Origin of the sequence: Amycolatopsis sp. NPDC026612 (assembly GCF_040638285.1) — a bacterium.
Classification (GTDB): domain Bacteria; phylum Actinomycetota; class Actinomycetes; order Mycobacteriales; family Pseudonocardiaceae; genus Amycolatopsis.
Map to the genome: position 1 here is coordinate 1 of NZ_JBEZYB010000015.1, position 17,224 is coordinate 17,224.

A 17,224-nucleotide genomic window follows, 5' to 3' on the forward strand; every position below is an offset into this window, starting at 1 on the left:
CCTGTGCCGGCGAAGCGACGGCGAACGTGGCCGTGCCGTCTTCGGTTCCCATGGGTCGGACTCCCGTCACAGTGCGGTCGCGTCGAGGGCGGTGTCCGGCGCGATGTCGGTCCGGAACAGGCCGCCGGGGTCGACCCGCGCGCGCACCCGGTCGACCGCCGCGCGGTCGGTCTCGCTCAGGTGGCCCTGCGGCTGGCGGTGGCTGTCCACGAAGGTGGGCACCGTCCGGCCGGTGTCCCACGGGCCGAGCGCGGCCCGCACCACCGCGCAGTGCGCGGTGATCGCCTCTTCGGTGACCGGCCCGGCCAGCGCCGCGGAGCCGGAGTAGGCGTAGTGGGCGGCGACGCGGTCGAACGCGCCACCGGCCCGGTCCGGGTCGGCGAGCGCGCCGCCGAGCTGCCGGAGCCCGGCCATCACCAGCGGCGACCCGGAGCCTTCGCCGAGCACCCGGACGAACTCGGTGACGCCCGCGTCGTCCAGTTCCCGCAGCAGCAGGTGGTCCCCCACGTACGGCAGGGGGTCGCTGGGGTCCATGTGCGTCTCCAGCACCGCACCGGCCGCGGTGACCTGCCAGTCGTCGATCAGCGGCTCCGCGACCGACCGCAGCGGCGCGAGCAGGTCCTCGGTCTGCCGCCGGGCCCGCTCGACGTCGCCGCCCGCGGCCAGCACCACTCCGTCCACCCCGACGACCGGACCGTCCCGCAACTGCGGCGGCACCTCCGGCACCGGCGGGAGGTTCAGGACCCGCAGCGACGTCGAGGCCTCGTTCGGCGCGTCGAGCGTCCACTTCTGCCAGGTCCGCAGGAGCGCCTCGGCGTGCGCCGCGGGCCAGAAGGTCGTTCCGGTGACGACCGTCGTGACCGGGAACAGCGCGACCTCGATCGCCGTGACCACCCCGAAACCGCCGCCACCGCCGCGCAGCGCCCAGAACAGGTCCGGGTCCCGGTCGGCGGACACGCGGTGGAACTCGCCGTCGGCGGTCACCAGCTCGATCGCGCGCACGCTGTTCGCGGCGACCCCCACGGCACGGCCGTAGAAGCTGATCCCGCCGCGCAGCAGGTAGCCCACGGCGCCGACGGTGGCCGCCGAGCCGTGCGGGGGCACCAGGCCGTGGGGTGCGGTGGCCGCGACCACCGCACCCCACCGGACGCCGGCGGGGATCCGCGCCACCCGCTCGTCCGCGTCGACCTCGACCGGCCCGGCGAAGGCGGTCCTGATCAACAGCGCCTCGTCCATCGGCGCGGCACTGCCCGCCGCGTGGCCGGTGCTGTGCACCCGCACCGGGAGGCCGCCGCTCCTCGCGTAGCGCAGCGCGGCGCGCACCTCCTCGACCGTCCGCGCCGTCACCGCGACGGTGGGCCGCGCGGGCGCGGCGAGGTTGAACACCCGCGTGGCCTCGTCGTAGGCCGGCTCCCCCGGCACGGCGACGGCAATGTTCATGACGCCCTTTCCCTCCTGCTGTCAGGCGGCGCGTGCGCCCGGCACGTCTTCTCCACCGGCCGCGGGCGGCGGAGTCGCCGGGGCGCCCGCGTTCGCGTTGCGGAAGACGCGGAGCATCGTGCTGGGCCGCATGATCGCGGTCGGCGGGTCGACCAGACCCGCGACCCGCATGAACCGCCGGGTCAGCTCGCCGTCGCGGGTGGCGGCGGCGTGCAGCTTGCCGAGGTAGGCGTTGCCGATCCGGATCTTCGCCGTGCGGACGCCCTCGACCGCGGGGTAGCCGAGGTCACCGCTGACCGCCATGTCCCAGCACACGTCGATGACCTTCGCGATCGCGCGGTGGAAGACCGCCGCGTCCGGCGCGCCGGACGCGAGGTGGTCCCGCAGCGTGATCGCCTCGATCGCGGCGACCGTCATGCCCTGCCCGTACAGGGGGTTGAAGCTGCAGGCGGCGTCGCCGAGCACGAGGAAGCCGCCGGGGAACCGCGCCAGCCGCTCGTAGCGGCGCCGGATGCTGGCCAGGTAGCGGTAGACGACCGGGTCGGTGAGCGGGTCCGCTTCCTGGAGCACGTCGTGGATGTCGGGCACGCGCAGCGACTTCGCGAACTCGAGGAACCCTTCGGGGTCGATCGGCGCCCGGTCGCCGAGCACGCCGTAGAGCGACACCGCCACCTTGCCGTCCTCGATGCGGGAGAGGAACGCACCCCGCGGCGCCTCGGGGACCGCCACCGGGTTGATCGACAGGTCACCGTTCATCGCGGACTCGTCACGCAGGCGGTAGATCCGCGACGTGTAGCTGACATTGATCTTGACGCTGTCCTCGGCGGGCCGCTCGTAGCCCAGCTCCTCGAGCCAGACCGGCGTCCGCGAGCCGCGGCCGGTGGCGTCGATGACGAGTTCGGCCTCGAGCTCCTCCGGGCCGTCCGCGCCGCGGCGGTGGATGCGCGCCCCGGTCACGTGGGTGGCGTCGCGGGACGTGGTGATGCCGACGATGTCGGTCTGCTCGACCAGCGTCACGTTGGGCAGCGCGGCCACCCTGGCCCGCACGTGCGACTCCAGCACCGGCCGGGTCGCCGACACGCAGATGAGCCCCGTGGTGGCCGGCTGCAGCCGTCCCGAGCCGAAGAACCAGCGGAGCTCGCCGAGGTCGCCGGTCGGGATGCCGGCGGCGATCGCGCCCGCGGTGAAGCTGGGGAACAGCTCCTCCAGGATCTGCTGACCGCGGGCCAGCAGACCGTGCACGTGCCTGCCCTGCGGCGCACCGCGCCGGGGCACGGTCACGCCGGTCAGCTCGTCGCGGTCGACGACCAGCACTTCGTCGAACGACTCGGCGAGCACCCTGGCCGCGAGCAGCCCGGCCATGCTTCCCCCGAGCACGATCGCGCGGCGTCCTACGTCGTGTCCCATCGGGGGACCTCCTCGCTGTCCGGGTGTCACAACTACCTGCACGAAATTCACGACGGGACGGCGGTGGGGGCCCAGCTTCACAGCCGGCCACCGCCGCCCGCATCTTCCGGAATGCCGGCGCCCGGGAGGCGCCGGCACGGTCATCGGCGCGGTTTGCGCGCCGAGACGATGACATAACCGATCTGGTCCTTGCGCGGAGCGAAGAAGCCGTGGTGCAGCCGGGAAAACTCGTCGACGGCGGCCGCGCCGAACTTGGCCGTCACCGTGTCGCGCACCTTCAGCGCGGCCTCCAGGTACTTGCCCTTCCGGCCGAAGACCCGCGCCCCGCACTCGGTGTGTTCCTCGATCTCGAAACCCGCGTCCCGCGCGTGCTCGAGCCACCTCGCCACGGTGGGCAGCCGCGGCAGCTTCAGGGTCTCCATGAAGGTGGCCAGGCGCGCCGGGTCGCCTTCGGCCCCGAGGCTGAAGTCGGAGAACGAGATCCGGCCACCCGGGCGCAGCACCCGGTAGAGCTCCGCGAGCACCGCGTCGAGGTCCGGCGCGTTCTGCAGCGACTCGAGGGCCAGCACGGCGTCGAACACACCGTCCGGATAGGACAGTGCGGTGAAGTCGCCGTACTCGAACGCGACCGCGTCCCCCGCTCCGCTGTCGAGCGCCCGCTTGCGCGCCCGCTCGATCTCGAACTCGCTGACGGTGATCCCGGTGACGCGCACCCCGAACCGGGTCGCGAGGTGGATCGCGGTCTCCCCCGGGCCGCAACCCGCGTCCAGGACGTGCTCACCCGCACGCAGGCCGAGGGTGTCGGTCACCTTGCGGGTCATCCGGTGGACGGCCTCGGTCAGTGACGCGTCGTCTTCACGGTCGTACCAGTACCACATGTGCAGCTGGCCGTCGCGCAACTCGTCGCCGATCGGCGAGCGCTTGTCGTAGTGCTCGCCGATCGTGGCTGGCTCAATCATGTACTCACCCGATTCCGGTGTCGACGGGAATCATCGTCACCGCCCGGCCGCGGTCGCCACGTCTTGCAGATTGCGCTGCCCCCGCCCGCGCATTCCCGAAGACGTCCCGCGCTCGTGCGGCGATGCACCATTCTTCTCGGCCATCCCCGCTTATCCGCCTTCACTGGGAGGAATCCCGTATGAGTGCCTCCGATACCGGCTCGACAGCCACCGGGCTGGTGCGTGCGTTCACCGCCGCACCCCCCGACGGCCTGGACGCGGCTTACCAGCAACTCGTCGGTGCGTTGTGGAGCGAGGGGAAAGCCACCGACCTCGCGCTCGACACGGTGCCCGCCGTGGTGGCCGCGCTCGACGAGACCGGTCCGGACCGTCAGGGGTACCTCGCGATCCTGCTCGGCCTGCTCGCCGAGACCGAGTACCCGCGTCTGGACGGCGAGCTCGCCACCGCGGTGCGCGCCGGGCTCGACCGCTACCTCGAGGTGGTGCGCGGTGGTGCGAGCGGGCAGCCATTGACCCTCGCGCTCATCTACCTGCTCGCCCACTTCCCCGGCGACCGCGACCGCATCCTCGCCGTCACCGGCGAGCTCGCCCTCTCCCCCGAGGAGCGGACGAGGCTGGAGCGCGGTCTCACCGAGCTCGACCCGGCGCACCCGGTGCTCGGCCAGGTGTGGCCGGCGCCGTCGGTGTGGACGATGGACGAGGAGAACGCGGCCCACGCCGAGGCCGCGGTGCGCGGGCTGTCCGCGGAGCAGATCCGCACCAACTGGGACAACGACACCCTGACGGTGTGGGCGTTCAGCGGTCACATCGCCTACTGGGCGGTGCGCAACGGTCCGCCCGCGCAGGTGCCGATCCCCGCCGTGCCCGACTGGACCATCGAGCACGGCGAAACCCGCCCGACCGAAGAACTGTTCGGTTCACGGGCCGCGCTGCTGCGCTGCCCGACCTGCCACGGCTCCATCGAGCTGCAGCACAGCGGCGCCCGGTGCACCCCGTGTGCGACCACCTACCCGAGCGCCAACGGCATCCTCGACCTGTCCGCCGGCGTCCGTGACGGCGCCGAGGCCCACGACGCCACGGCGGACCTGCTGCAGAAGCTCTCCGAGATGCCCAAGATGGGCCTGTACTACGAGACCTTCCTGCGCCCGAACTACCTGCGGCTCGCGGGCACCAACATCGGCCACGAGATCACCCCGGCCGACGAGGACGCCTATCTCCTGGAACACCTCCGCGACACCGAGGGCCCGGTCGTGGACCTGGCCGCGGGCGCGGGCCGCTGGACCGAAGTCGTGGCCAAGGCCGTCGGCGCGGAGCGGCTGACCGCCGTGGACATGCTGCTGCCGATGCTCAACGTGCTGCGCAGCAGGCTGCCCGAGGTGCCCGCGGTCATGGGCAGCGCGCTCAACCTGCCGTTCGCCGACGGCACCGTCGGCGCGCTCAACCTGTGGAACGCGCTGCAGGCGTTCCCCGACGACGCCGAGCAGGCCATCGCCGAGATCGGCCGGGTCCTGCGGCCGGGGGGCATCCTCACGATGATGACCTTCCGGTGGAGCGAGGACCCGATCGCCCGCTACCTCCAGGCTTCCCACTTCTTCCCCAGCCGCCCGGAAGGCCACCTGCTGTTCGAACTCGAGCAGCTGCGCCAGTGGCTCACCGCGGCGGGCCTGGAGGTGCGCGAAGAGAAGGTCGATACCGGGACCTTCGTGTTCGTGACGGCCGAGCGCACGGCCTGAGCTGTACTTCGACCACAGGAGCCGTCAGATGGACAACCGTTGCCCCGCCCTGGACCCGACCGGCCAGGACATCCACCGGCAAGCCGACGAGCTGCGCACCCAGGGTTCCGCCGTTCAGGTGGAACTGCCCGGTGGCGTGGTCGTCTGGTCGGTCAACAGCTACGAGGTCATCAAGAAGCTGCTGACCAACCCGAACGTCACCAAGAGCGCCCGCAACCACTGGCCCGCCTTCTTCAACGGCGAGCTGCGGCCGGACTGGGAACTGATCAGCTGGGTGGCGATGGACAACGTGTCCACCACCTACGGCCGCGACCACCACCGGCTGCGCCGGCTGATCGGCAAGGCGTTCACCTCGCGCCGCACCGAGGAGATCCGCCCCCACGTGGAGGGGCTGGCCACCATGCTGCTCGACGCGCTGGGCGCCACGCCTGCCGGCGAGGTGGTCGACCTCAAGGAGCGGTTCGCCTACCCGCTGCCCGGCATGCTCGTCGCGGACCTCATCGGCATGTCCGAGGAGGCCAGGATCGCCGCCGCGAAGGTCCTCGACGTCATGCTGGACACCACGATCACCCCGGAACAGGCGCAGGCGGTCCTGGTCGGGTGGCGCACCGCCATCTCCGACCTGGTCGCACTCAAGCGCGCCGAGCCGGGCACCGACATCACCAGCGACCTGATCGCCGCCCGCGACGAGGACGGTTCGCGCCTGTCCGAGCAGGAGCTCGCGGACACGATCTTCGCGATCCTCGGCGCCGGCTCGGAGACCACGATCAACTTCTTCGACAAGGCGATCACCGCGCTGCTGTCCAACCCCGAGCAGCTCGCGCTGGTGAAGTCGGGCGAGGCCGGCTGGGACGACGTCATCGACGAGGTGCTCCGGCTCGAGTCGCCGATCGCGAACCTGCCGCTGCGCTACGCCGTCGAGGACGTCGACCTCGGTGACGTGGTCATCCCGAAGGGCGACCCGATCCTGGTCAACTACGCCGCGATCGGCCGCGACCCGGCCCTGCACGGCGAGTCCCGCTGCACCTTCGACATCACCCGCGAGGACAAGGAGCACCTGTCGTTCGGCTTCGGCCCGCACTACTGCCTGGGCGCGGGTATCGCCCGGATGGTGGCCACGGTGGGCCTCTCCGCCCTCTTCGAGCGCTTCCCCGACCTGTCACTGGCCGTGCCGGCGGAGGAGCTGCAGCCACTGCCGACGTTCATCATGAACGGCCACCGGGGCCTCCCGGTCCGGCTGACCGCGGTCGAGGCCGCGGCGGCCGAAGCCGCCTGACCGTCACCGCACCCGGGTCCGCCAGGAACACACCCGACGTTTCGGGCGGACCCGGGTGCGGTACAGGCTCGGCGCTTTCCCCGTCCGCACGCACAGGATTCCGGCAGGAGGCACATTCGTGTAACCACGGGAAAGACAAGTGCCTTCTTCCGTCGCCGTGATCGTCGGCAGCACACGACCGGGCCGGATCGCCGGAAACGTGGCGGAATGGGTGCACCGGGTCGCTTCGAAGCGGCCGGAGGTCGAGTACGAGGTGGTCGATCTCGCCGAGTGGAACCTGCCCCTCTACGACGAAGAGATCCCCGCCGCGGTCGGGCAGTACGCGGGCGAGCACACCCGCCGGTGGGCGGAAAAGATCGCGTCCTTCGACGGTTTCGTCGTGGTGACGCCGGAATACAACCACGCACCGTCGGCCGCGGTGAAGAACGCGTTCGACTTCGTCTACGCCGAGTGGCGCGACAAGGCCATCGGTTTCGTCAGCTACGGCGGGGCAGGCGGGGTCCGCGCCGTCGAACAGCTGAAGCTGGTCGCGGTCGAGGTCGGCCTCGCCCCGGTGTCCGCGCAGCTGGCCCTGCCGATCGCCGCGGACTTCCCGGGCTACCCCGCGTTCACGCCGCAACCGTCCCGTGAGGACGAACTCACCCGCGTGCTGGACCAGGTCGAATCCTGGTCGCAGGCGCTCGCGACGGTGCGGGCCTGACCGGCGCACCCGGACGGCGTCCATCCCCCGCCGTCCGGGTGCTCCCTCCCCGCGCACCGGGCTCGTGGAGCCTGACCAGTGCGTGGGACACGTTGTCCCCGCGGCGGAGCCGTGTGATGCTGCCGGCTCCCCTGGGGAAAGGGAGCTCGATGGCAGCAGCAGGCCTGCCCGACGTCGATGCCGGGACGTGCGCGGCCTTCCGCACCGCGCTCGACCGCGTCGGCAGCAAGTGGGGCATCGCGATCATCGCGGTCACCGGCGACGGGCCGGTCCGGTTCGCGGACCTGCACCGCGCCGTGCCCGGGATCAGCAGGCGGATGCTGACCCTCACCTTGCGCACGCTCGAACGCGACGGGCTGCTGGTGCGCACGGTGTACCCGACGGTACCTCCGCAGGTCGAGTACGCGGCGACCGACCTGGCCAAGGACCTGTTCGCGTCCACGCGCGCGCTGTCGGACTGGGCCGAGCACAACCACGAACGCCTCGAGGCCGCCCGCCAGGCCTACGACACCGGCGAAATCACGCGCCCGTACCGATGACAGTGGCGTAGCGGGCCGGTTTCACCCGGCACGACCACGTTCGAGAAGAAGAATCAGGTCTTGAGGAATGCGGTGACCAGGGAAGCGAATTCGTCCTGCCGCTCGATCTGCACCCAATGGCCGCAGTCGCCGAACACGTGCAGCTGTGACGGCCTGATGAGGTGGTGGAGGCGCAGGGAGGTCTCGAGCGGGATGACCCGGTCGTCGCGTCCGTGCAGGATCAGGGTCGGGCGGGTCAGCGCGGCGATGTCCCGTTCGGCCACGGCGAGGGGCTCGGAGCCGCTCCTGGTGAGGGGCCGGGAACATGGCCGCGAAGGCCTCCTGGACTCCCGGCTGGGTTGCCGCGGCGAGCCGGAGATCGGCGAGGTCGTCGGTGACCCGCGTGCGGTCGTGGGCGAACAGATCTCGCATGTTCTTCAGCGGCGGCGTGAATCCCCAGACCTGTTCCAGCCCCGGCGATGCTTACGTACACCGAACTGTGTACGTAACGTACCCGACGCCGACAGGGGGATGCAAGCTAGGTACACCGATCAGTACCGAACGCCCTATACTGGAGGGATGACAGAGTTCGAGAAGGGCCCCCAGGGCCGGCGCCGCGGCCGGGGCGCCCGCGAGCGCATCCTCGGCGCGTCACAGCAGCTGTTCCGCGATCAGGGCATCAACAGCACCGGCATGGACCAGCTCTGCGCCGCGGCCCAGGTGTCCAAGCGCACGGCCTACCAGCACTTCACCAGCAAGGACGAGCTCGTCGCCGAATACCTGCGCCGCTTCGATCCCGACGTCATGCCCGGGGTGTTCGACCGCACCGACCTGACACCCCGCGAACGGCTCCTCGCCGCCTTCGAGATCCCCGCGTCCACGCCCCTGTGCCCCTACATCGGGGCAGCCGTCGAACTCCACGACCCCCAGCACCCCGCGTCGCAGTACGCCCGCGAGTACAAGACGGCCATCGCCGCGCGGCTCACCGAAACCGCCCGCGAAGCCGGCGCCACCGACCCCGAACAACTCGGCGAACAGCTGGCGCTGCTCATCGACGGCGCCTCGGCCCGCACCCGGGTCCTCAACCGCGACTCCTTCCCCACCGCCGCCGCCATCGCCGCCGTCCTCATCGACAACGCCATCCCCGCGTCCCCTCCACGGCAGCCCAGCGAATCTTTCGCCTGACCCGCCACGAAGCCCTGATCGCCCGGCCTGCGCCCACACCGCCACCCACGCGGCGGAACTACGGCTCGCCCGGGCGGAGCACGACCACTCGCATACAGACCCCTTCGATCTATTGTGTGATCCAACTCACACCTCTAACCTGGGTTGGCTCCCACCACCGAGCAGCAGCCCCCTGAGGAAGTGCCGCGATGTCGTGGTCACCGAATCACCCGGACTCCGTCGACGCCCTCTTCGAGCGCCGGAGGGCACCGGTGCTCGCCCTGGCCGACGACGCCAGGGCGGTCGCCGAGGCGTGCCACGGCATGGCCCGCCGCTTCCACCGCGGCGGCAAGCTCGTGGTGTTCGGCAACGGCGGGCCCAGCACCGACGCCCAGCACGTCGCGGTGGAGTTCGTCCACCCGGTGATCGTCGGCAAGCGCGCGCTGCCGGCGCTCTCACTGACCGCCGACGTCGCGACGGTCACCGGCATCGCCAACCGCGTGGGTCTGGAAGACGTCTTCGCCCACCAGCTGCGGATCATCGGCGAACCGGCCGACATCGCGCTGGGCATCTCCACCGACGGCGACTGCGCCAACGTCCGCCGCGCCCTCGAAACGGCTCGTGACCTGGGAATGCTCACCGTTGCGCTGACCGGTCGTAACGGTGGCGCGATTGCCGCGACTACTGGGCTGGACCACGTCTTCATCGCCCACTCGGATGACCCCCGGGTCGTCAAGGAGGTACACGTGACCACTTACCACGTGCTGTGGGAGCTGGTGCACGTCTTCCTGGAGCAACCGGGCCTGCTGACCCCGGAGGTGGCGTCGTGAACGCCGATGGCGCCGACAGACCGGCCGGCCCCGTCTGTCACGACGGGGTGTGCATCACCTGCTCCGACACCGCGGTCGAAGTGACCGTAGTCGAACTCCTGGACCTCGGGTTCGCCGTCGTGGATACCGGCTCGGGCCGGGAAGAGGTGAGCGTGGCGCTGGTCTCGGCCGGCGTCGGCGACCGAATCCTGGTGCACGCCGGGGAAGCCATCGCCCGTCTGGAGAATCCCTAGCCAAGGGAGTTGACGCGCCATGGCACGGGAACAGTCCCCCGTGGGCGCGGACGGTCTCGAAGCGCTGTACCCGTTCCTCTACGCGGGTGCCGGCGACGTCGACGCCGTCCTCGATCAGGTCGAACAGTCCACTGTGGACAAAGTGCGCGAGATCGTCGCCCTGCGCGGCGAGGTGCTCGCGGCCGACCGCGACCGGTTGTTCGCGTGCGCGCAGGATCTGGCGCGCGCGTTCGCCGGCGGCGGACGGCTGCTCGCGTTCGGCAACGGCGGGAGCTCGACCGACGCGCAGGACCTCGCCAGCCTGTTCCTCAGCCCGGCGGGCGATGCGAAGCCGTTGCCCGCCTTCGGGCTGACGAACGACATCGCCGTGGTGACCGCGCTGTCGAACGACATCGGGTTCGACGTCGTGTTCGCCCGGCAGATCGGCGCGTTCGGGCGGCCCGGCGACATCGCGGTCGGCCTGTCCACCAGCGGGAACTCCGCGAACCTGGTGCGCGCCTTCGACGAAGCCGCCCGGCGCGGCCTGGTGACCGTCGGCATCGCCGGCTACGACGGGGGGAAGATGGCCGAGCTGGACAGCATCGACCACCTCTTCGTCGTCCCGTCACCGTCCGTGCACCGCATCCAGGAAGCCCAGACGACCCTTTACCACGCGCTGTGGGAGCTGACCCTCGGCGCACTCGACGAATTCGGGGTTGATCAGCCGTGACGCATGCCGTGGAGCAAACCGAAGAACAGCCCATCCACATCCTCTGGATCAACGCGGGCCTGTCCTGTGACGGCGATTCCGTCGCACTGACCGCCGCCACGCAACCGAGCATCGAGGAAATCGTCCTCGGCGCTTTGCCCGGGCTACCCAAGATCGCGGTCCACTGGCCGTTGATCGACTTCGAATGCGGCCCCGACAAGGGCGCCGACACGTTCATCGAGTGGTTCTACAAAGCCGACCGCGGCGAACTGGAGCCGTTCGTGCTGGTCGTCGAGGGTTCGATCCCGAACGAGTCGATCAAGGAGGAGGGCTACTGGTGCGGCTTCGGGAACAACCCCGAGACCGGCCAGCCGATGACGACCAGCGAGTGGCTGGACCGCCTGACGCCCAAGGCCCTGGCGGTCATGGCCGTCGGCACCTGCGCCACCTACGGCGGCATCCACGCGATGGAGGGCAACCCGACCGGCGCCATGGGCGTGCCCGACTACCTGGGCTGGGACTGGAAGTCCGGCGCCGGCATCCCGATCGTCTGCGTGCCCGGCTGCCCGACCCACCCGGACAACCTGTCCGAGACCATCACCTACCTGCTCTACCAGGCCGCCGGGCAGGCGCCCATGATCCCGCTCGACGACCACCTGCGGCCGCAGTGGCTCTTCGGCGCGACCGTGCACGAGGGCTGCGACCGCGGCGGCTACTACGAACAGGGCCAGTTCGCCACCGAGTACGGCTCCCCGAAGTGCCTGGTGAAGCTGGGCTGCTGGGGCCCGGTCGTGAAGTGCAACGTGCCGAAGCGCGGCTGGATCAACGGCATCGGCGGCTGCCCGAACGTCGGCGGCATCTGCATCGGCTGCACCATGCCGGGCTTCCCGGACAAGTTCATGCCGTTCATGGACGAGCCGCCGGGCGCGCAGGTGTCGTCGCTGGCCAGCGGCGCGTACGGGTCGGTGATCCGGCGGCTGCGGAAGATCACCGAGCGCAAGCTCGACAAGGAGCCCAAGTGGCGGCACACGGGCAAGAAGCTCAACACCGGCTACAAGTCCTCGTGGCGCTGAAAGGGACCGGACGATGACGGACAAGGGTGTCAGCACCAAGGGCCGGACCGACCTCGTCGAGATGGCGTGGGACCCGATCACGCGGATCGTCGGCAGCCTCGGCATCTACACGAAGATCGACTGGGCCGCCAAGCGCGTCGTCGAGTGCCACAGCACTTCGTCGGTGTTCCGCGGCTACAGCATCTTCATGAAGGGCAAGGACCCGCGCGACGCGCACTTCATCACCAGCCGGATCTGCGGGATCTGCGGCGACAACCACGCGACGTGCTCGGTGTACGCGCAGAACATGGCCTACGGCGTCCGCCCGCCGCACCTCGGCGAGTGGATCCTCAACCTCGGCGAGGCCGCCGAGTACATGTTCGACCACAACATCTTCCAGGAGAACCTGGTCGGGGTCGACTACTGCGAGCGGATGGTCCGCGAGACCAACCCCGGCGTCCTGGAGCTGGCCAACCGCACCGAGGCGCCGCACGCGGGCGACCACGGCTACAGGACCATCGGCGACATCATGCGCTCGCTGAACCCGCTGGAAGGCGAGTTCTACCGCGAAGCCCTGCAGGTTTCCCGCAGCACGCGCGAGATGTTCTGCCTGATGGAGGGCAGGCACGTCCACCCGTCCACGTTGTACCCCGGCGGTGTCGGCACGGTCGCGACCGTGCAGCTGTTCACCGACTACCTGACCCGGCTGATGCGCTACGTCGAGTTCATGAAGCGCTGCCTGCCGATGCACGACGACCTGTTCGACTTCTTCTACGAAGCCCTGCCCGGTTACGAAGAAGTCGGGCGGCGGCGCGTCCTGCTCGGCTGCTGGGGCAGCCTCAACGACCCCGAGTACTGCGACTTCAGCTACGAGAACATGGAGTCCTGGGGCCGGAAGATGTTCGTGACACCGGGCATCGTCGTCGACGGCAAGCTCGTCACCACCAGCCTGCTCGACATCAACCTCGGCATCCGGATCCTGCTCGGCAGCTCGTTCTACGAAGACTGGGCCGACCAGCCGATGTTCGTCACGCACGACCCGCTGGGCAACCCGGTCGACCAGCGGCACCCGTGGAACCAGCACACCATCCCGCGGCCGGCCAAGCGCGACTTCGACGGCAAGTACTCGTGGACGATGTCGCCGCGCTGGTTCGACGGCAAGGACCACCTGGCCCTCGACACCGGCGGCGGCCCGATCGCCCGGCTGTGGGTGACGGCGCTCGCCGGGCTCGTCGACACGCCGTACGTCAAGTCGACCGGGCACAGCGTGACGATCACCCTGCCGCGCACGGCGACCAAACCCGAGGTCGCCTTCGAGTGGAAGATCCCGCAGTGGAGCAACGCGCTCGAGCGCAACCGCGCCCGGACGTACTTCCAGGCGTACGCGGCCGCGATGGCCCTGCACTTCGCCGAGCAGGCCCTGGGCGAGGTCCGCCAGGGCCGCACCAAGACGTGGGAGCCGTTCAAGGTCCCCGACGAGGGCGTGAGCTGCGGCTTCACCGAAGCGGTCCGCGGCGTGCTCTCGCACCACATGGTGATCAAGGGCGGCAAGATCGCGAACTACCACCCGTACCCGCCGACGCCGTGGAACGGCAGCGTGCGCGACAGCTTCGGCACGCCGGGGCCGTACGAGGACGCTGTGCAGAACACGCCGATCTTCGAGGAGAACACGCAGGAGAACTTCAAGGGCATCGACATCATGCGCGCGGTCCGCAGCTTCGACCCGTGCCTGCCCTGCGGCGTCCACATGTACACCGGCAACGGCAAGGTGATCGAACGGCTGCACACCCCGCACGCGTTCGGCGGGGAGATCGGCTGATGTCCGAGGTCGAGCGGGTCGGCGAGCGCATCGAGCAGCTGCTGGGCGAGTTCGGCGGCGCCGACGCCGAACTCGCCGAGGACCTCGTGCACACGCTGCTCGAGTTCTACGGCGCCGGCCTGGCCCGGATCGTGGAGATCGTCGGCCCGGACCGTGCCCTGCTCGACCGGCTCGCCGAAGACGACCACGTCCGCGGCCTGCTCGTGCTGCACGACCTGCACCCTCGGTCGACGCAGGAACGGGTCACCGAAGCGCTCGACAAGGTCCGGCCGTACCTGGGTTCGCACGCCGGCGACGTCGAGTTCGTCGAGATAGCCGACGGTGTCCTGCGGTTGCGCCTGCAGGGCACCTGCGACGGCTGCCCGTCGTCGACGGTCACCGCGAAGTACGCCATCGAGCGCGTGGTCCGGGAAGCGGCGCCGGAGATCTCCGACGTCGTCGTGGAAGGGGTCGTGCCGGAAGAGACCGGGCCCGGCGGGCGGCAGCTGCTGCCGCTGGTGCCGTGTCCCGTGGAGGTCCCGTGACGGGCGGCCTGCGCAGGTTCCGCACTCCCGCCCAGCGCGCCGCGCCGGGCGAGAAGTGCGAGATGTGCGCGGAACCGATCGGCGGCGAGCACGGGCACGTGATCGACCTCGAATCCCGGGGGATCCTGTGCACCTGCCGGGGCTGCTACCTGCTCTTCACCCACCGCGGGGCGGGCGGGAAGCGGCACCGGGCGGTGCCGGACCGCTTCCGGCACGCACCGCGGTTCGGGCCCGGCATGGCGCTGTGGGAGTCGGCCGGGATCCCGGTGAAGACGGCGTTCCTGTTCCGCAACTCGGTGCAGGAGCGCCCGGTCGCGTTCTACCCGAGCCCGGCGGGCGCGACCGAGTCCCTGCTGCCGCTCAGCACGTGGGCCGAGCTGCTGGCGGACACGCCCGCGTTCGCCGACATCGCCGACGACGTCGAAGCCCTGCTGCTGAACCAGCTCGACCTGGGCTTCGAGTGCTTCCTGGTGCCGATCGACGTCTGCTACGAGCTGGTCGGGCTCGTCCGGACGACGTGGCGCGGCTTCGACGGCGGCACCGAGGCGCACGAGGCGATCGACGGGTTCTTCGCACGCCTGCGGGAGCGCAGCGAGGTCGTGGCCGATGGCTGAGCTGACCTTCGACTGCATCGACGTCCGGCCGCTGAAGTACGCCGCGTCGCCGACGTTGGCGTTCAAGCTGCGGATCTCCGAGCTGACCGGGCAGCCCGTGCACGCCATGGTGCTGCGTGTCCAGATCCGCATCGAGCCGCAGCGCCGCCGGTACGCCGACGACGAGTCCGAGCTGCTCACCCACCTCTTCGGCGAGCGGTCCCGGTGGGGCGAGACGCTGAAGCCGTTCCAGTTCACGACGGTGTCGGTGGCCGTACCCGGCTTCACCGGCGCCACCGAGATCGACGTCGAGGTGCCGTGCACCTACGACCTCGAAGTCGCCGCCGGCAAGTACTTCCACGCGCTGTCCGAGGGTGTCGTGCCGATGGTGCTGCTCTTCAGCGGGACGGTGTTCGGCAAGGGCGGCCCGGGCTTCTGGGTCGAGCAGGTGCCGTGGCACACCCAGGCCGAGTGCCGGATGCCGGTGGCCGTCTGGGACGAGCTGATGTCCCGCTACTTCCCGAACGTCGCGTGGATCAAGCTGCCGCGCGAGACGGTGGACGCGCTGCTCAAGTACAAGGCGGCGAACGCCATCCCGACCTGGGAAGCGGCGATCGAGCAGCTGCTGGCCGGTGCGCCGTGAACGCCGGAGAGCAGGCCCGCGCGGTCGGCGACGCCGTGCTCTACGAGGGCTACCTCCTCTACCCCTACCGGGCGTCGGCGGGCAAGAACCGCGTGCGCTGGCAGTGGGGCGTGCTGATGCCGCCGTCGTACGCGTCGGCGGAGATCGGCGAGCACGCGTCCGCCCGCGTCGAGTGCCTCCTCGAACCGCCCGCGCACACGATCCTGCACGTCAAACTGCGGTTCCTGCAGACCAGGACGCAGGACTCCACGTGGGACGAAGCCGTCGAGCACGAGATCGACTTCGAGCTGCCCCTTGCGGACCTCCCGGCCGAGAGGCCGTTCCAGGTGCCGGGCGACGGGCAGCGGACGCACGAGCTGGCCGGCGTCGTCACCGTCCGGGCCGACCCGCTCGACGGGCCCTTCGGCGGCACCCGGCTGCGGCTCGACCTGCACAACACGACGTCGTGGCCCGCCGACGGCATCCGCGAGCACGCCCTGCGGCACGCGCTGCTCGCCGCCCACCTCGTGCTCAGCGTCGACACCGGGCACTTCCTGTCGATGCTGGACCCGCCGGAGTGGGCGAAACCGGCGGTCGAAGCCTGCCGGCAGGAGCGGCTGTGGCCGGTGCTGATCGGCGACACCGCGCGCAGCACGGTGGTGCTCGCGTCGCCGATCATCCTCTACGACGACCCGGCGATCGCGCCGGAAAGCCCGGGTGACCTCTTCGACGGCACCGAGATCGACGAGATCCTCACGCTGCGCACGATGACGCTGACCGACGAGGAGAAGCGCGAGGCCCGGGCCACCGACCCGCGTGCGGCAGCCATCGTCGACCGCGTCGACGCGATGCCGCCCGAACTGCTGGAGCGGCTGCACGGCGCGGTCCGGTCCCTGCGGCCGGTCAAGCCTTCGGTGCTCGTCGCCGGGGTGCGGGTCGCCGAAGGGTCGAAGGTGCGCTTGCGGCCGAACCTGCGTGGCGCCGACGCGCAGGACATGTTCCTCATCGGCAAGACCGCCACCGTCCGGGTCGTCCTGTCCGATGTGGATGGTGTCGAGTACGTCGCGGTGACCCTCGACGACGACCCCGGCGCCGACCTGCAGCACACGCACGGCCGCTACCGGTACTTCTCCCCCGACGAGATCGAACCCCTGGAGGTTCCGGAATGAGGCCACGAGTCCTGGTCGCCGGCATCGGCAACATCTTCCTGAGCGACGACGGCTTCGGCGTCGAGGTCATCAAGGAGCTGGAAGGCACCGACCTGCCGGAATGGGTGCAGATCGCCGACTACGGGATCGCCGGCATGCACCTCGCCTACGACCTGCTGGGCGGCTACGACACGACGATCCTGCTCGACGCGACCCCGCACGGCCGGCCGCCCGGCACGCTCTCGCTCATCGAGGCGGACACCGAAGACAACGCCGCTGTGACACAGATCGACGCGCACGGCATGCAGCCGGACGCGGTGTTCCGGCTGCTCAGGTTGCTCGGCGGCGACGCCGGGCGGGTCCTGCTCGTCGGCTGCGAACCGGCCTGCCTCGACGAAGGGATCGGACTGTCCCCCGAAGTCACAGCGGCCGTCCCGGCCGCGGTCCGCGCCGTCACCGAACTCGCGTGGGGCACCCGCCCCGAGCTGCCGGTCAAGGAAAAGACGGAGGTCTGAGCC

19 protein-coding genes are annotated in these 17,224 nt (G+C 70.6%); 15 read left to right on the forward strand and 4 right to left on the reverse strand.

Annotation, left to right across the window (positions count from 1 at the left end; genetic code table 11):
- Positions 1-66 precede the first annotated feature (66 nt).
- The 3 genes from AB0F15_RS16535 to AB0F15_RS16545 form a co-directional block, all read right to left on the reverse strand.
- Positions 67-1,440, reverse strand: coding sequence for an FAD-binding protein (locus AB0F15_RS16535; RefSeq protein ID WP_360270710.1), 1,374 nt, complete (start codon positions 1,438-1,440; stop codon positions 67-69).
- Positions 1,441-1,461: 21 nt separating this feature from the next.
- Entirely contained in the window at positions 1,462-2,847 is a 1,386-nt protein-coding gene (locus tag AB0F15_RS16540) for an FAD-dependent monooxygenase (protein ID WP_360270712.1), read from the reverse strand.
- A gap of 140 nt (positions 2,848-2,987) precedes the next feature.
- A complete protein-coding gene (locus AB0F15_RS16545; RefSeq protein ID WP_360270713.1) occupies positions 2,988-3,806 on the reverse strand; it encodes a methyltransferase domain-containing protein in 819 nt (272 codons plus the stop codon).
- Positions 3,807-3,985: 179 nt separating this feature from the next.
- Between AB0F15_RS16545 and AB0F15_RS16550 the strand changes: the two genes are divergently transcribed.
- The 4 genes from AB0F15_RS16550 (at position 3,986) to AB0F15_RS16565 (ending at position 8,054) form a co-directional block, all read left to right on the forward strand.
- A complete protein-coding gene (locus AB0F15_RS16550; RefSeq protein ID WP_360270715.1) occupies positions 3,986-5,539 on the forward strand; it encodes a class I SAM-dependent methyltransferase in 1,554 nt (517 codons plus the stop codon).
- Positions 5,540-5,567: 28 nt separating this feature from the next.
- Positions 5,568-6,815, forward strand: coding sequence for a cytochrome P450 (locus AB0F15_RS16555; RefSeq protein WP_360270717.1), 1,248 nt, complete (start codon positions 5,568-5,570; stop codon positions 6,813-6,815).
- A 139-nt stretch (positions 6,816-6,954) separates the two neighbouring features.
- Positions 6,955-7,515 (forward strand): NAD(P)H-dependent oxidoreductase, encoded by a 561-nt coding sequence (locus AB0F15_RS16560; RefSeq protein WP_360270719.1) that lies wholly within the window; start codon positions 6,955-6,957, stop codon positions 7,513-7,515.
- 149 nt (positions 7,516-7,664) lie between these two features.
- Positions 7,665-8,054 (forward strand): helix-turn-helix domain-containing protein, encoded by a 390-nt coding sequence (locus tag AB0F15_RS16565; RefSeq protein ID WP_360270721.1) that lies wholly within the window; start codon positions 7,665-7,667, stop codon positions 8,052-8,054.
- Between the two features lie 53 nt (positions 8,055-8,107).
- On the opposite strand, the gene AB0F15_RS16570 is transcribed toward AB0F15_RS16565, so the two are convergent.
- Positions 8,108-8,317 (reverse strand): alpha/beta hydrolase, encoded by a 210-nt coding sequence (locus AB0F15_RS16570; protein ID WP_360270723.1) that lies wholly within the window; start codon positions 8,315-8,317, stop codon positions 8,108-8,110.
- Between the two features lie 295 nt (positions 8,318-8,612).
- On the opposite strand from AB0F15_RS16570, the gene AB0F15_RS16575 reads away from it, so the two are divergent.
- The 11 genes from AB0F15_RS16575 (at position 8,613) to AB0F15_RS16625 (ending at position 17,221) form a co-directional block, all read left to right on the forward strand.
- Positions 8,613-9,218, forward strand: a complete 606-nt coding sequence (locus AB0F15_RS16575) for a TetR/AcrR family transcriptional regulator (RefSeq protein WP_360270724.1) — start codon at positions 8,613-8,615, stop codon at positions 9,216-9,218.
- Positions 9,219-9,406: 188 nt separating this feature from the next.
- Positions 9,407-10,027 (forward strand): SIS domain-containing protein, encoded by a 621-nt coding sequence (locus AB0F15_RS16580; RefSeq protein ID WP_360270725.1) that lies wholly within the window; start codon positions 9,407-9,409, stop codon positions 10,025-10,027.
- Between the two features lie 47 nt (positions 10,028-10,074).
- On the forward strand, positions 10,075-10,260 hold the full coding sequence (locus AB0F15_RS16585; protein ID WP_091621794.1) for a HypC/HybG/HupF family hydrogenase formation chaperone: 186 nt from the start codon (positions 10,075-10,077) through the stop codon (positions 10,258-10,260).
- Between the two features lie 19 nt (positions 10,261-10,279).
- A complete protein-coding gene (locus AB0F15_RS16590; protein WP_360270727.1) occupies positions 10,280-10,969 on the forward strand; it encodes an SIS domain-containing protein in 690 nt (229 codons plus the stop codon).
- The gene (locus AB0F15_RS16595) at positions 10,966-12,021 is read left to right on the forward strand and encodes a hydrogenase expression protein HypE (protein ID WP_360270729.1); all 1,056 of its coding nucleotides are present in this window, start codon (positions 10,966-10,968) and stop codon (positions 12,019-12,021) included. Before AB0F15_RS16590 ends, AB0F15_RS16595 begins: the two co-directional genes overlap by 4 nt.
- A 13-nt stretch (positions 12,022-12,034) precedes the next feature.
- Complete coding sequence (locus AB0F15_RS16600) at positions 12,035-13,819, forward strand: nickel-dependent hydrogenase large subunit (RefSeq protein ID WP_360270731.1); 1,785 nt, start codon at positions 12,035-12,037, stop codon at positions 13,817-13,819.
- Positions 13,819-14,343 carry a NifU family protein gene (locus AB0F15_RS16605; protein ID WP_360270732.1) on the forward strand — a complete coding sequence of 175 codons (525 nt, stop codon included), beginning with the start codon at positions 13,819-13,821 and terminating at the stop codon, positions 14,341-14,343. The genes AB0F15_RS16600 and AB0F15_RS16605 overlap by 1 nt, the downstream gene beginning before the upstream one ends.
- A complete protein-coding gene (locus AB0F15_RS16610; RefSeq protein ID WP_360270734.1) occupies positions 14,340-14,957 on the forward strand; it encodes a DUF5947 family protein in 618 nt (205 codons plus the stop codon). Before AB0F15_RS16605 ends, AB0F15_RS16610 begins: the two co-directional genes overlap by 4 nt.
- Positions 14,950-15,579: a DUF6084 family protein gene (locus tag AB0F15_RS16615; protein ID WP_360270736.1), complete on the forward strand. Its 630-nt coding sequence runs from the start codon at positions 14,950-14,952 to the stop codon at positions 15,577-15,579. The genes AB0F15_RS16610 and AB0F15_RS16615 overlap by 8 nt, the downstream gene beginning before the upstream one ends.
- The gene (locus AB0F15_RS16620) at positions 15,576-16,727 is read left to right on the forward strand and encodes a hypothetical protein (RefSeq protein WP_360270737.1); all 1,152 of its coding nucleotides are present in this window, start codon (positions 15,576-15,578) and stop codon (positions 16,725-16,727) included. Before AB0F15_RS16615 ends, AB0F15_RS16620 begins: the two co-directional genes overlap by 4 nt.
- Positions 16,724-17,221: a hydrogenase maturation protease gene (locus AB0F15_RS16625; RefSeq protein ID WP_360270739.1), complete on the forward strand. Its 498-nt coding sequence runs from the start codon at positions 16,724-16,726 to the stop codon at positions 17,219-17,221. Before AB0F15_RS16620 ends, AB0F15_RS16625 begins: the two co-directional genes overlap by 4 nt.
- The last annotated feature ends 3 nt before the right edge of the window (positions 17,222-17,224 follow it).

What these genes read in the sequence shown, in the direction of transcription:
- AB0F15_RS16535 (WP_360270710.1), bottom strand. Translation starts at nt 1,440, where the DNA reads ATGAACATTGCCGTCGCCGTGCCGGGGGAGCCGGCCTACGACGAGGCC.
- AB0F15_RS16540 (WP_360270712.1), bottom strand. Translation starts at nt 2,847, where the DNA reads ATGGGACACGACGTAGGACGCCGCGCGATCGTGCTCGGGGGAAGCATG.
- AB0F15_RS16545 (WP_360270713.1), bottom strand. Translation starts at nt 3,806, where the DNA reads ATGATTGAGCCAGCCACGATCGGCGAGCACTACGACAAGCGCTCGCCG.
- AB0F15_RS16550 (WP_360270715.1), top strand. Translation starts at nt 3,986, where the DNA reads ATGAGTGCCTCCGATACCGGCTCGACAGCCACCGGGCTGGTGCGTGCG.
- AB0F15_RS16555 (WP_360270717.1), top strand. Translation starts at nt 5,568, where the DNA reads ATGGACAACCGTTGCCCCGCCCTGGACCCGACCGGCCAGGACATCCAC.
- AB0F15_RS16565 (WP_360270721.1), top strand. Translation starts at nt 7,665, where the DNA reads ATGGCAGCAGCAGGCCTGCCCGACGTCGATGCCGGGACGTGCGCGGCC.
- AB0F15_RS16575 (WP_360270724.1), top strand. Translation starts at nt 8,613, where the DNA reads ATGACAGAGTTCGAGAAGGGCCCCCAGGGCCGGCGCCGCGGCCGGGGC.
- AB0F15_RS16580 (WP_360270725.1), top strand. Translation starts at nt 9,407, where the DNA reads ATGTCGTGGTCACCGAATCACCCGGACTCCGTCGACGCCCTCTTCGAG.
- AB0F15_RS16590 (WP_360270727.1), top strand. Translation starts at nt 10,280, where the DNA reads ATGGCACGGGAACAGTCCCCCGTGGGCGCGGACGGTCTCGAAGCGCTG.
- AB0F15_RS16600 (WP_360270731.1), top strand. Translation starts at nt 12,035, where the DNA reads ATGACGGACAAGGGTGTCAGCACCAAGGGCCGGACCGACCTCGTCGAG.
- AB0F15_RS16605 (WP_360270732.1), top strand. Translation starts at nt 13,819, where the DNA reads ATGTCCGAGGTCGAGCGGGTCGGCGAGCGCATCGAGCAGCTGCTGGGC.
- AB0F15_RS16615 (WP_360270736.1), top strand. Translation starts at nt 14,950, where the DNA reads ATGGCTGAGCTGACCTTCGACTGCATCGACGTCCGGCCGCTGAAGTAC.
- AB0F15_RS16625 (WP_360270739.1), top strand. Translation starts at nt 16,724, where the DNA reads ATGAGGCCACGAGTCCTGGTCGCCGGCATCGGCAACATCTTCCTGAGC.